Source organism: Marivirga sp. (assembly GCF_024636815.1).
GTDB lineage: Bacteria > Bacteroidota > Bacteroidia > Cytophagales > Cyclobacteriaceae > Marivirga.
The window spans coordinates 1-13,193 of sequence record NZ_JAGXGF010000063.1 but is presented as its reverse complement, the minus strand read 5'-3'; the positions used below and the strand labels follow the sequence as shown (position 1 = coordinate 13,193).

The 13,193-nt window shown below is 32.7% G+C and carries 12 protein-coding genes; 10 read left to right on the top strand and 2 right to left on the bottom strand.

Annotation, left to right across the window (positions count from 1 at the left end):
- From Q0L29_RS04995 to Q0L29_RS04985, 3 genes are all read left to right on the top strand, one after another.
- Positions 1–2,524 (top strand): PAS domain S-box protein (locus tag Q0L29_RS04995; RefSeq protein ID WP_296619594.1); only part of this gene is annotated, 2,524 nt, incomplete at its 5' end.
- Positions 2,511–2,900, top strand: a complete 390-nt coding sequence (locus Q0L29_RS04990; protein WP_296619593.1) for a response regulator — start codon at positions 2,511–2,513, stop codon at positions 2,898–2,900. The genes Q0L29_RS04995 and Q0L29_RS04990, both read left to right, overlap by 14 nt.
- A 219-nt stretch (positions 2,901–3,119) precedes the next feature.
- Positions 3,120–4,388: an NAD(P)/FAD-dependent oxidoreductase gene (locus Q0L29_RS04985; RefSeq protein WP_296619592.1), complete on the top strand. Its 1,269-nt coding sequence runs from the start codon at positions 3,120–3,122 to the stop codon at positions 4,386–4,388.
- A 2-nt stretch (positions 4,389–4,390) separates the two neighbouring features.
- Here Q0L29_RS04985 and Q0L29_RS04980 read toward each other — a convergent pair whose 3' ends face one another.
- Positions 4,391–5,347, bottom strand: coding sequence for an alpha/beta hydrolase (locus tag Q0L29_RS04980; RefSeq protein WP_296619591.1), 957 nt, complete (start codon positions 5,345–5,347; stop codon positions 4,391–4,393).
- Between the two features lie 5 nt (positions 5,348–5,352).
- Positions 5,353–6,465 carry an AMP-binding protein gene (locus Q0L29_RS04975; RefSeq protein ID WP_296619589.1) on the bottom strand — a complete coding sequence of 371 codons (1,113 nt, stop codon included), beginning with the start codon at positions 6,463–6,465 and terminating at the stop codon, positions 5,353–5,355.
- Positions 6,466–6,675: 210 nt separating this feature from the next.
- On the opposite strand from Q0L29_RS04975, the gene Q0L29_RS04970 reads away from it, so the two are divergent.
- The 7 genes from Q0L29_RS04970 to rplT all read left to right on the top strand — a co-directional run bounded on the left by Q0L29_RS04970 (position 6,676) and on the right by rplT (position 12,850).
- On the top strand, positions 6,676–7,155 hold the full coding sequence (locus Q0L29_RS04970) for an Lrp/AsnC family transcriptional regulator (RefSeq protein WP_296619588.1): 480 nt from the start codon (positions 6,676–6,678) through the stop codon (positions 7,153–7,155).
- Positions 7,156–7,159: 4 nt separating this feature from the next.
- Complete coding sequence (locus Q0L29_RS04965) at positions 7,160–7,666, top strand: phosphoribosyltransferase family protein (RefSeq protein ID WP_296619586.1); 507 nt, start codon at positions 7,160–7,162, stop codon at positions 7,664–7,666.
- 50 nt (positions 7,667–7,716) lie between these two features.
- Positions 7,717–9,453 (top strand): hypothetical protein, encoded by a 1,737-nt coding sequence (locus Q0L29_RS04960; protein ID WP_296619583.1) that lies wholly within the window; start codon positions 7,717–7,719, stop codon positions 9,451–9,453.
- A 114-nt stretch (positions 9,454–9,567) separates the two neighbouring features.
- A complete protein-coding gene (gene thrS, locus Q0L29_RS04955) occupies positions 9,568–11,535 on the top strand; it encodes a threonine--tRNA ligase (RefSeq protein ID WP_296619581.1) in 1,968 nt (655 codons plus the stop codon).
- 94 nt (positions 11,536–11,629) lie between these two features.
- Positions 11,630–12,178 carry a translation initiation factor IF-3 gene (gene infC, locus Q0L29_RS04950; RefSeq protein ID WP_296619579.1) on the top strand — a complete coding sequence of 183 codons (549 nt, stop codon included), beginning with the start codon at positions 11,630–11,632 and terminating at the stop codon, positions 12,176–12,178.
- A 25-nt stretch (positions 12,179–12,203) separates the two neighbouring features.
- Positions 12,204–12,398 carry a 50S ribosomal protein L35 gene (gene rpmI / locus Q0L29_RS04945; protein ID WP_296619577.1) on the top strand — a complete coding sequence of 65 codons (195 nt, stop codon included), beginning with the start codon at positions 12,204–12,206 and terminating at the stop codon, positions 12,396–12,398.
- A 107-nt stretch (positions 12,399–12,505) separates the two neighbouring features.
- Positions 12,506–12,850 carry a 50S ribosomal protein L20 gene (rplT, locus tag Q0L29_RS04940; RefSeq protein ID WP_296619575.1) on the top strand — a complete coding sequence of 115 codons (345 nt, stop codon included), beginning with the start codon at positions 12,506–12,508 and terminating at the stop codon, positions 12,848–12,850.
- Positions 12,851–13,193: the final 343 nt, after the last annotated feature.

Genomic DNA, 13,193 nt, shown 5'->3' with positions numbered 1-13,193 from the left:
TATGATGGGGTATTCAGAAGAGGAGTTATTGCAACTACACCCATTTGACATCAATCCAGAATATCCTGAAGAAAAATTTAAGAGCTTAATAGCCCCACTAATAACTGGGGAATTAGGAAGTCTTAGAGTTCAAACTGTACACAGATTAAAAAATGGCCAAGATATTTCTGTGGAAGTAAGTTTGCAATTTATTCACAATGAAAACGTGAGCGCACATTTTGTTGCTATCGTAAAAGATATCTCTGAAGAACTAGAGTTCGAAAGACAACTAAATCGACTTTCTTTGGTAGCCGAAAAAACCAATAATTTAGTAGTTATTACTGATAATAAAGGTAAAATAGAGTATGTTAATCCAGCATTTGAAGCTAAATCTGGCTATAGTCTCAGTGAATTGAGAGGAGGGAAGCCTGGTAAATTTGTACATGGCAAAGAAACTAGTCCGGAACATATTAAAGCAAATAGGGCAGGCTTGAAAAAGCTTGAACCCTTTACCCAAGAGATACTTAATTATTCAAAATCAGGTGAAAAATATTGGGTTTCGGTTACATTCAATCCTGTATTTAATGAAAAGGAACAGCTTACAAATTTTATAGCTATTGAAAGCGATATCACAGAAAGAAAGATAAAGGAGAGTTTACTAAAAGAGAGCGAAGAAAGGCTTCAATTTGTATTAAAGGGTAGTGAATTAGGCTATTGGGATTGGGATGCATTAACCAGTAAAATGACGGTAAATGATCGTTGGTACCAAATGCTTGGGTATAAATCATCAGATTTTGCCCCTTCTATTGATAAATGGCATTCCTTGGTTCATCCTGATGATATGTCAAAATTGAATCAAATCATGGAAACGGTCTTTCCAGATCCAAACAAAAGCGACTTCTACGTAGAACTTAGGGCAAAACACAAAGAAGGTCATTATATATGGATTTTAGATAGAGGCTCAGTGGTAGAAAGAGATGCATCAGGTGCTCCTTCAAGGATTTCTGGTACGCACATGGAGATTTCAGGCAGAAAAAGGCTTGAGTTTGAATTGGAAAGGGAAAAGAAGTTTTTAGATGATATTATTAATACTAGAGCATTAAGTTTACTTGTAGTAGATAGTAAGGCAAGGATTATTTATGCGAATACTGGGGCAGAAAAATTATTAGGTTTAGATAAAAGTGTAATTGAACAAAAGGCCTTTAATGATCCTATTTGGGAATTTTATACTATGGATGGCGATCCATTTCCAGAAGAGAAATTGCCTTATAATCAAGTAATGCAGACAGGGGAAGTAGTAAAGGACACTCCAGTTAGTCTTATTTGGAAAGATGGAACTATTAAATATTTATCTGTTTCAGGTGCACCTATGAGTTATGAAAATGGTAAAGTGAATGAAGTGGTCATTACCTTTATTGATATCACCAAACGAATTGTTGCTCAAAAGGAACTAGATCAAACTAAAAACCAAATGCAAAGCATCTTGAAGGAAATGACAGATGTGGTGTATTCCGTTACTTTACCCGATTATAGAATGTTGTATATAACTCCCTCTATTGAAAATGTATCAGGCTTTCCAGTATCTTACTATTTAGGTAGAACTGTTAGTGATACTTGGGAGGCATCAATTTATGAAGCGGATAAACCTTTGGTTGAGAAAGCTTATCAAGATTTATCCGAAAGTGGAACTTTTGAAGCCGAATATAGAATCCTTACTAGGGAAGGTATTATACAATGGGTGCTGATTAAGGGTAAATTTATATATAGAAATGGTAAGCCAGTTAGGCTTGACGGTTATATTACCAATATTTCTAGTCGAAAAGAACAAGAAACCGCTATAAGTAAATATTTAGGTATTGTGGAAGATCAAAATGACAGGCTTAAAAATTTCACGTACATAGTCTCTCATAATCTTCGATCGCATTCCGCTAATATTCAGGGGTTAATGTATTTAATAAATAGGAAGCATCCTGAGATAGGTGAAAATGAATACATGAAAATGTTAAATAAAGCTTCCAATAAGCTTGATGATACGCTTCATCATCTTAACAGTGTAGTTTCTGTTGTGTCTTCTACGGAGGAAATGCAAAAAATAAATTTAAACGATGCTGTAAAGAGTTTTTATGATTCATTCGAAAACTTAATAAAGGAATCTAATATTGGTTTCCTAAATAAAATTTCTAATAGTATAATCGTTGAAGCAGTACCAGCTTTTTTAGAAAGTATTATCACCAATTTACTCACTAATGCCATAAAATATAGTGATCCTGAAAAGGATGATTCTTTTGTAAGAGTAAGTAGTCGTAATTTTAATGGTATAGTAATCATTGAAATTGCTGATAATGGTTTAGGTATTGATTTAGAAAAATATGGCGAAAAGCTTTTTGGTATGTACAAAACTTTTCATTCCCATAAAGATTCTCGCGGATTAGGCTTATTTTTAACTAAAAATCAGATAGAATCTATGGGTGGTAAAATTGAAGTTGAAAGCAAGCTGGGTATTGGAACAACCTTTAAAATCTTTTTGAAAGATGGCGACCTTTAAAAATATATTTTTGATAGATGATGATGATTTGTTTATATTTCTAACAAAGACAATCATCGAAGATGAAAAATTCGCTGATCATATTCATAGTTATGAAGATGCAAGAGAGGCTATGGAATATTTAAAATCTTCTGATGAAAAACCTTTTCCAGAAATCATATTTTTAGATATTAATATGCCTATGATGGATGGCTGGGAGTTCATAGATGCACTTGAAAAATCAAAAATTAAGCATGACATAATCATTTACATAACATCTTCTTCTATTAACCCCTTAGATCTTAAGAAAGCAGAAAGTAATCCATCTATAAAAGGATTTATCAGTAAACCATTAGATCCTGCTAAACTTAAAAAGATTGCTGAAGGTAGACTTTAATAAAAATATAGTCAAGATAGTTGGAACTTTAGCTTCGCAAGCCACAAGAGATTTAGTAGTTGCGGTTAAAGCGATAATAATTAAATATAAAACATTATTTTTTTGAAATGCTATTGCAATAAAACCAAAACTTGTAGGTTTTCCGTTTCTAGAAATCAATTTATTAATCATCTTTGAATTATATTTTCAAAAGATCAAAATAACATCACAGGGAATTCCATGCAAAACGAAAAAGTTATTATAATAGGAGCGGGTATAGCCGGTTTAACAGCAGCAATAGAGTTAGAAAAAGCAGGTTTCAAGCCAACTATTTTTGAAGGTTCAGACAGCATCGGAGGAAGAGTGAAAACAGATAAAGTAGGTGAGTTTTTATTAGATCATGGATTTCAAGTATTATTAACTGCTTATCCTGAAGCTCAACATTATTTGGATTTTGAAAAGTTGAAGCTTAAAAAATTTACTCCAGGAGCTCTAATTATTGATTCAAAAAATGGAAATTATATAATATCCGACCCTTTAAGACAGCCAACTTCACTTTTTAGCATGTTGTTTTCGCCAGTTGGAAGCTTTTCAGATAAATTAAAGATTTTTCAATGGAATAGGGAATTAAAGAAATTGTCAATAAATGAGATTTTTGCAAAACCTGAAACCTCTTCTTTTGAATTTCTAAAAGAAAAAGGATTTAGTGAAAACATCATAAAGCAATTTTTCAAACCCTTTTTTGGCGGTATTTTCCTGGAAAATAAATTGAATACATCTTCAAGAATGTTGGAATTTGTATTTAAAATGTTTGGAGAAGGACATGCAGCAGTTCCGAAAGCAGGCATGAAAGCTATTCCTGAAATGTTAGCGAGCAATTTATCACAAACCAATATAAGATTTAATCAAAGAGTGGAAAAAGTAGGCTTGAAAAAAGTTACTTTGGATAATGGAGATGAATTAGATACCGATGTGATTATTATTGCGACTAAACCTGATCAATTATTACCACAATTAAGCGGTCAGTTTGCTGAAGACCAGTTTGTGACCAACTTATATTTTAGCTCTAATATTGATCCAATAGGTAAATCTTTGATTGCTTTGGTACCCAATGAGGAAATATTGATCAATAATATTACCGTTATGAATAATACTTCCTCTTCTTATGCTCCGGAGGGGAGTTATTTATTATCAGTTTCAGTTACGCAAAACTATGAAGAAAATGATAAGCAATTAAAGCAAAGAATATTAAAAGAGCTTGTGGAAATTTTCCCTGAATTAGGTAATGCTACACTTGAGCATTTGAAGACTTTCTATATTGATAATGCACTTCCTCAAATAGATGATTTTCAAAACAAAATGAAGCCTTCTCAGTCAAAAATTCAGGCAGGAGTTTACTTAGCTGGTGATTATTTATTAAATGGCTCTATCAATGCTGCAATGGCTTCAGGAAGATATGCTGCCCATGCTGTTTTTGAAGATTTGAGAGGAAAGGGATTTCATAACTAATTTTATTTTCTTAAAAATTTTAATGCATCTTCAGCTGTTTTTAAAGGGATCTCTTCCATCGGCACATGTCCCGCATCCTCATAAATCCTTAAAGTACTATGGGGTAGAATGCTATCAAACCGATGTGCATGAGAAACCGGAATCCAGCTGTCATGCTTACCCCAGATAATAAGACTTGGGCATTGAAGGTATTTTAAGCTTTCAAATTCAGATGGCGCCCTTTGTTTAAATCTTTTTAAAGTTGCTTCTCGGTTTCCTTCATGAAGCATTAAATCATAATATAGCTGGATTTTTTGGTCTGTGATTTTCGATTTATCATAATAAACCTGTTCTAAACTCATCTCAAATAGAAATTTAGGGGTAATGCTGGTCATTAATTTGGAGAAGACAGGGTGGTTGATTATTGAAAATACCGAAAATGTATTTTGGTCTTTAAAATCAGTAGTGTCTGCTGCAAGTCTGGCCCCGGAAGAATTGATGAGGATTAATTTTTTAACTTTTCCCGGGTTTTGCAGGGCCATTTTATAAGCTACTTGTCCACCCATAGAGTTTCCAGCTACTGAAATTGTGTCATAATTTAGTTTTTCAACCAACCTCCATAGTAAACTTGCATAATAATCAGTATCGTATTTTCCTTGAGGATTAGGCCCCGTTAATCCATGTCCGGGTAAATCAACGGAAATAGTAGTAAAATCATTAGCAAATTGTTTTTGCCAAACTTCCCATGTGTGTAAAGAAGAAAAACTACCGTGAATCAATAGAACTGGAAAACCTTTACCCATTTTCCGGATATGTATTTTGTTACTGTCTAATTCAATATATTGAGACTCATCAGTGAAATATTTTTCATGGTTTTCACTTGCAGGAATGTCAGTCTTATAGAAACTCAAAAGTAGAATCAGTAAAATACCCAGTATGCTGAGCAAGGTAATTCCTAAAATTTTAAATGCTTTTTTCATATCCTTTAGTTTGAGTTACTTTCTATAGTATCAATCGTTTTTTTTCTATTGATTTTCCCGCTTTCAGTTTCTACAAAATGATCTATTGAGAATACTTTCTTAGGAGCATGAAATATTTTTAAATTCTTTTTTAACAAATCATAAATGGAATCTTTATCTACTTCACCTTCAACCAACAAGTTCAAAGATTCTCCTAATTTTTCATCTGGCAGGCCAAAAGCAAAAAAGCGATTATTGATAGCAGATTTTTCTAATAATTCGGCAATCTCTTTTTCAATAATCTCCGGATGAATTTTAATACCACCCGAATTGATGACATAATCATATCTACCCAACCAATGAAATGCAGTAGAGCTTACTAAATTAACAACATCATTGGTAATCAATTTTTCCTGACCACTGATTTCAGGAGCATGAATGACCAAACAATTTCTTTTGTCAGTAGAAAATTCTATATTTTTCAATGCTTTGAACCCTTCATTCTTATCTGAATTAATCAGTTTCAAAGCCACATGAGATACAGTTTCAGTCATCCCATAAGTGCTGTAAAGGCTTGTTTTGTTGAATGTTGATTTAATTTTTTGCGCTAAACTATCTGAAACAGGAGCACCTCCGAGAATAATTGCTTTAGAATTATCCAGCATTTGAATTTTGTCTGGACTTTCATCTAAAATCTTTTCAAATTGGTAAGGAACAAAAGAAAAGAAATTGATAACATCACTTGTTTGATATTCTTTTAGTGGGTTAGAACTAATAGGGGTGATGCTTAAATTTAATCCGCCTATCACTGCCCGGGCAATCATCATTTTACCCCCAATATATTCAGGATTGATACATAATAAAGCATGATCTCCGGTCCTTATACCTAATGTATCTAAAGTAGCTTGTGCACTAGCTTTGATTTGGCTTTTTGCAATTTCAATAGTTTTTGGTGTTCCTGTTGAACCGGAGGTTTGCTGTAAAATATATTGACTGTCAGATTTCCAATCGTTGATGAATTGCTGTACTATTTTTATAAGCTCAGATGTTTCGTTAAAATGATTCTTAACGAAGTCATTAAGAGCGTATTTTAAACCATTAAATTGAATCCAATTTTCAGTAAAGCTTGATGTAGGCATGAATTAATTCAAATCAAATTTAAAAGTTGAAATTAATATTAATTTGATTCATTATTGTAATAAAGGAAGTTCAATATTAATAATTCAATATATATGTTATATTTTTTATCAATTCACAAAAATAAATTTGGTAAAAGCAGGATTCTATGCAGGTAGAATCAATAATATACACTAATTTTGCGTTATAATTGAAAACACGAAATAATTAAAATGTTACCTTTCAAACTGGATAAAATTGACAAAAAAATATTGGATATTCTGCAAGTAGATGGCCGAATAACCAATGCACAATTATCGAAAGATATTGGACTATCTCCTGCGCCAACCTTAGAGCGAGTTAAGAAACTTGAAAATGCTGGTATAATTAAAAGCTATCATGCTAAACTTGATAATGAGAAAATTAATTTAGGTGTTAGCACCTACGTAATGGTTTCTTTAAAAGGACATAATAGGTCAAATATTGAAAAATTCATTAAAGCGATAGATGGTGTAGATGAAATCATAGAATGTAATCACGTGACAGGGTCTAGTGACTTTATTTTAAAAGTAATTGCTAAGGATATACCATCTTATCAAAAATTAATGCTTGAGAAAGTAAGTGAAATTGAAGTAGTGGACAGTATGCAATCCATGGTAATTTTATCTACTTTTAAGGACAGCAAAAAGATGCCGATACCTGAAAATAAATAATACTATGCTTAGTAAGAGCAACCAAATTTTAGACCGAGAAGCTATCCAGAGTAAAATCAAAAGGATAGCTTTTCAGGTTTTAGAGAATAATTATAAAGAAGATAATCTATTCATTATTGGAATAGAAGGAGGAGGAGCAATTTTAGCTAAAAAAATTAGTGAAGAGCTTAATCAAATTAGCGAATTGAATCCTGAAATTTTATCTATTGCCATTGATAAATCTTCTCCTGCTGATGCTAAAGTGAAATTAAACGGTTCAATTCCAAATTCAGAAAACGCAGTTGCATTACTTGTTGATGATGTTTTGAACTCAGGTAAAACAATTTTCTATGCATTAAAGCCATTAATTGCATTAAATTTAAAAAAAATCGAGACTGCTTTTTTAGTGAATAGGGCACATCGTTCATTTCCAATTTCTGCTAATTATACTGGAATAGAGATTGCTACTACTATTCAAGAGCATATAAACTTCAACTGGTCGGATGAAGGCTTTGGAGTTTATTTAGAATAATTTACATTTGTAATATTTAAAACTCGTTTTTAACTAATCAAATAAAGCAGATGAGGTTTTATTTAATCGGGATATTATTTTCATTACTTTTTATATCAAGTGTCGAAGCCCAGCGAATTAGATATAAAAATTTATTTCCGATTCTTCAAAGTAAAGACTTTACATCAGCTGAACCACAACTCTTGAAATTTCTAGAGGATAATGATGATGAGGCTAACGCCTATTTCTATTTAGGTGAAATCATTGTCTCTAAACTTGATACAGTTATAATATTTCCATCTACGGAGAAATATGATTCTATGGCTAATCTGGCCATAAGTGCATACAAAAAATCAATCTCATTGGTTGATGATCGTGAAATCAGGAAAAACGATAATTATTATGCAGCTTATAATAGGAGAGACCTTAGGACTGGAAAATTTGGTATAAAAATATCCGATATTCATCTTGACTATGAAAATAAGATAAAAGAAATAACTAATAAGAAAGAGCTGATTGCTGAGTTACATAAACTTAAAGACAAATCCTTTCAAGAATATGAGCAATTTGCCAAAATTGTAAATTCATTTTACGAAGCTTATCCTGATGAGTCGGCTTTTGTCTTAAGAGCTAATTCTCCAGATAAAGAGGATTTAAAAGAAGTTATTGATCATTATAATGAATTCATTAATGGCTATACTAAATTTAGCAAGAAATTAAAATCCCTAAATCACCCACGGTATAATCCACAATTAAATATTATCGAAATTGAAAGCTGGTATGGATTAAAACTAATCCAATCTGATTTTAAAACATTTATAATTTCAATTCAGGATTATGAAAAATACCTTTTGAGTCTAAAAGATAAAATAGAATCTGAGGTAAAACCACTTAAAGATTTGCTATACAAAACTGATGCTGCTTTTGATGAAGCGATTTCCAAAAATAAGGATGCTAAAGATTCTGCCAATATTCAGAATATGATAATTCCTGAGGAATTGAAAAATGGACTAAGTAAACTCGATAAAAGCAATGTCATTTTAAATTTATTGGAGTATAAAAAGCAAAAAAGTCAGACCGGATTACTTGCAAATGTGAATTTATACCCGGTTTTAGCAGATTCTTCAAATATTTATCAAAGAGCAAATATAGTAGAAGAGTACAAAGACAAATTAGCTGCTCAATTGGAGTTAATTGAAATGATAGATGAAAATCTTATTGATAGAACTGTAAAAGATTTTCAGTTATTCTTTGATGGTTTTGAACCTTCTATTAATGCATATATTGATACAGAAAAGACAATCCTTAAGCAAAAATTGAATAACGTAAGCCAAAAGAGTGAGGTAATGTCTCGTCAAATTGAATTTTTCACTTATGAATCTGATTCTATTTATTTAACGCCTTTAATAGCAGCAACAAGGGAAAGCAAGAAGTATGTTATGAATACCATCGAATTAGACTCTATGCTGTTAGTTGGAGGATTAATAGTAGAAAACCCGTTCGTTGCTTCTGCAGGTTTTGATATGAAAATTAAATCTTTTAAAGTATTAGACAGTGCTTTTACTATTAATAATATGCTACTGCTAAATAATAACCTTCTGCTTAATTTAAGAAGTTTAGGAGAAGATCAAAAATCTCAAATCGTTAAATATTTATCTCCAGATTTAGAGGAAATCTGGAAGTTAGAGTATGCGAGTGGAAGCACTTTAGGTGGTGCTAAAGTTGAGGCAGGAATTTATTTTTTATATGACGAGGAAGGAAATGTTTTAAAAACATTAAACTCCCAAGGCGAAATAATCGGTAATTAATAATATTTTACATCCAATCCTTTCGCACTTATTAAATCAAAAATTGCATATTTGTGGTCAGGATTCATTTCCATAATTTAATGCATTAATTATAGTAAGAATTACAACTTAATTATGAGTAATAAAATAAAGATTACTTTGCCTGATGGCAGTATAAAAGAATTTGATCAAGGAGTGACTGGCCATGATATTGCCATGAGCATAAGTGAAGGTTTGGCAAGAAATGTATTGTCAACAAAAGTTAATGGACAAGTTTGGGATTCAACCAGGCCCATTAATGAAGATGCGCATATCCAATTGCTTACGTGGAATGATCCTGAAGGACAAAATACGTTTTGGCATTCTTCTGCTCATTTATTAGCGGAAGCATTAGAAGAGCTGTATCCTGGTATAAAATTCGGTATAGGACCTCCTATAGCCAATGGTTTTTATTATGATGTAGATTTCGGAGATAAGGAATTGCAAGGAGAGGAGTTAGAGAAAATTGAGCAAATGATGCTTGAATTAGCTCGCCAAAAAAATGAATTCCAACGTTCTGAAGTCTCTAAAAAAGATGCTCTTGATTATTACCAGAAAAAAGGAGATGAATATAAACTGGAATTAATTGATGGTTTAAATGATGGTGAAATCACTTTCTATCAACAAGGGAACTTTACTGATTTATGTAGAGGGCCTCATATTCCGCACACTGGCTATATCAAAGCGGTAAAATTATTAAATATTGCAGGTGCTTATTGGAGAGGTGATGAAAAACGTAAGCAGTTAACAAGAATTTATGGTATCACTTTTCCTAAGCAAAAAGAGCTAAAAGAATATTTAGAGCTATTAGAAGAGGCTAAAAAACGAGATCACAGAAAGTTAGGTAAAGAAATGGAGCTGTTTGCTTTTTCTGAGAAAGTAGGTCTGGGATTGCCTTTATGGTTACCAAAAGGAACTATGCTTAGAGACCGTTTGGAGAACTTCTTAAAGAAGGCACAGGTAAAAGCTGGATATCAGCCCGTAATTACTCCACATATTGGAAATAAAGAATTATATATTACTTCTGGTCATTACGAAAAATATGGAAAGGATTCTTTCCAACCCATTGCAGCACCATCAGATGATGATTCCAAAAGTGATGAAGAGTATTTGTTGAAACCAATGAATTGCCCTCATCATTGTGAAATTTATAAAACTAAACCTAGGAGTTATAAGGACCTGCCTATTCGACTTGCTGAATTTGGAACTGTTTATAGATATGAGCAAAGCGGTGAATTACACGGTTTAACTAGAGTCAGAAGCTTTACGCAGGATGATGCTCATATTTTCTGCCGTCCCGATCAGGTAAAAGAAGAATTTATTAAGGTTATAGATCTTGTTTTATTTGTATTTAATTCTTTAGGATTCGAAAATTTTGTAACTCAGGTATCCTTAAGAGATCCTGATAATAAGGAGAAATATATAGGATCAGATGAATTATGGGATAAAGCAGAAAAATCAATAATTGAAGCAGCTGAAGAAAAAGGTCTTAAAACAGTTGTTGAATTAGGTGAAGCCGCTTTTTATGGCCCTAAGCTTGATTTTATGGTAAAAGATGCCTTGGGAAGAAGCTGGCAACTAGGAACCATTCAAGTAGACTATACGCTTCCTGAACGCTTTCAATTGGAATACGTTGGAGCGGATAACAGCAAGCACAGACCGGTAATGATTCACCGTGCCCCATTTGGTAGCATGGAACGATTTGTAGCCGTTTTGATAGAGCATTGCGCAGGAAATTTCCCTTTATGGTTATCTCCGGAACAGGTAGCAGTCCTGCCTATTTCAGAGAAATATGCTGATTTTGCCAATAAAGTTTATACTGAATTAGAGGCTAATGACATAACTGGATTTATTGACCATAGAGATGAAAAAATTGGCCGAAAAATACGAGATGCGGAAGTTAAAAAGATACCTTATATGCTGATAGTCGGAGAGCAAGAAGAAGCTGAAGGAAAAGTATCCATAAGGAAGCATGGTGAGGGGGATGTTGGAAGCAAGAGTTTGGAAGATTTTAAAACATTTTTCAATCAAAAAGTGATTGATAGTATAGAAAATAAGCAATAATGAGTGTTAGATTTTGGTTTCAAATTTTGTAATCCAAGATTTATAACGATATTTGCACACTGTTAATAAAAAAAAGGAGGTTAATATTAGTAAAATGCGAAAAAAAGGCAGCTACAGACCTAGAGGTAGGGAAGAAGAACCTTATAAGGTAAATAGTAAGATTAGAGCTAGAGAGGTTCGTGTAGTTGGTGAAAATGTAAAAGTTGATGTCTATACCATTGGTGAGGCGCTAAGAATGGCTGAGGAGCAGAACTTAGACTTAGTTGAGATTTCTCCAAAAGCTGAGCCTCCTGTTTGTAAGATTATTGATTATTCAAAATTCAAATACGAACAGAAGAAAAAGCAGAAAGAAATCAAGTCTAAAGCACAAAAGACGGTTCTTAAAGAAATTCGTTTTGGACCCAATACAGACGACCACGACTTTGATTTCAAATTGAACCACGCTAAGAAGTTTTTAAAAGAGGGAGCAAAAGTTAAAGCTTTTGTTCATTTTGTGGGTAGAACAATTGTTTTCAAAGACAGAGGTGAACTTTTATTATTGCGTTTTGCTTCAGAATTAGAAGATTTAGGAAAAGTTGAACAGATGCCTAAGTTAGAAGGTAAAAGAATGACACTTTTCATAACTCCTAAACAGGGTAAATAAGTAACCAATTTAAATAAATAGATAAATGCCTAAAGTAAAAACAAAATCAGGCGCGAAAAAAAGGTTTAAATTGACTGGAAGCGGTAAGATCAAAAGAAAACACGCTTTTAAAAGTCATATTTTAACCAAAAAAGAAACAAAGCAGAAAAGACGCTTAACAGACATGGGGCTTGTACACAAGTCAGATGTAGGTAGAGTAAAAGACATGCTTAATCTTTAATATTTCGCACAATTAAATGAACTAAGGTTCAATGTTTAACCGGGATATATGGTAATGTCAAGAATCAACTTCAATGTTGGTCACCAATTTCCAAAAAATTATAATTTATGCCAAGATCAGTAAATCATGTAGCTTCAAGAGCTAGAAGAAAAAAAATCCTTAAGTATGCTAAAGGCTACTGGGGTAGAAAGAAAAACGTTTGGACGGTAGCTAAAAATGCCGTTGAAAAAGGTTGGTTGTATGCCTACAGAGATAGGAAACAAAAGAAAAGAGAATTCAGAAAATTGTGGATTCAAAGAATTAATGCAGGTGCCAGAGAACACGGAATGTCTTATTCTCAGTTCATGGGTGCTGTAAACAAAAAAGGAATAGAATTAAACAGAAAAGTATTAGCTGATTTAGCTATGAATCATCCTGAAGCTTTTAAAAGCGTTATCGATTCAGTTAAATAATATACTTTATATCAATATTATATAAGCCTCATAGCTATCAGCTATGAGGCTTTTTTTATGTTGGCTTCCCAATACTGCAATCATTTTGCTCAAACTTTATTGTGGAGAAATAAATAAGTCAGTTTAAGACTATAAAAATCCCTTTCTTAAAATCTCCTAATAGGGCTCGCTTAAAATCTCAAGTGCCTCTTATACAAGTGGGCGAAGTGAAGATGTATGCTTATACCTCAATCTTCGACCGGGCAGTAGGTGGCGTACCTGAGGCTAGCTCAAAAAAAAATTCGATTTCGCATTTTTTGAAGTGCAAGGAAAAGTGGGGAAATCTAAAAAAAGCCATGCACTT

Excerpts from the sequence above, each read along its gene's own strand:
- Q0L29_RS04990 (WP_296619593.1), top strand. The coding sequence starts at position 2,511 with ATGGCGACCTTTAAAAATATATTTTTGATAGATGATGATGATTTGTTT.
- Q0L29_RS04985 (WP_296619592.1), top strand. The coding sequence starts at position 3,120 with ATGCAAAACGAAAAAGTTATTATAATAGGAGCGGGTATAGCCGGTTTA.
- Q0L29_RS04980 (WP_296619591.1), bottom strand. The coding sequence starts at position 5,347 with ATGAAAAAAGCATTTAAAATTTTAGGAATTACCTTGCTCAGCATACTG.
- Q0L29_RS04975 (WP_296619589.1), bottom strand. The coding sequence starts at position 6,465 with ATGCCTACATCAAGCTTTACTGAAAATTGGATTCAATTTAATGGTTTA.
- Q0L29_RS04970 (WP_296619588.1), top strand. The coding sequence starts at position 6,676 with ATGTTACCTTTCAAACTGGATAAAATTGACAAAAAAATATTGGATATT.
- Q0L29_RS04965 (WP_296619586.1), top strand. The coding sequence starts at position 7,160 with ATGCTTAGTAAGAGCAACCAAATTTTAGACCGAGAAGCTATCCAGAGT.
- Q0L29_RS04960 (WP_296619583.1), top strand. The coding sequence starts at position 7,717 with ATGAGGTTTTATTTAATCGGGATATTATTTTCATTACTTTTTATATCA.
- thrS (WP_296619581.1), top strand. The coding sequence starts at position 9,568 with ATGAGTAATAAAATAAAGATTACTTTGCCTGATGGCAGTATAAAAGAA.
- infC (WP_296619579.1), top strand. The coding sequence starts at position 11,630 with ATGCGAAAAAAAGGCAGCTACAGACCTAGAGGTAGGGAAGAAGAACCT.
- rpmI (WP_296619577.1), top strand. The coding sequence starts at position 12,204 with ATGCCTAAAGTAAAAACAAAATCAGGCGCGAAAAAAAGGTTTAAATTG.
- rplT (WP_296619575.1), top strand. The coding sequence starts at position 12,506 with ATGCCAAGATCAGTAAATCATGTAGCTTCAAGAGCTAGAAGAAAAAAA.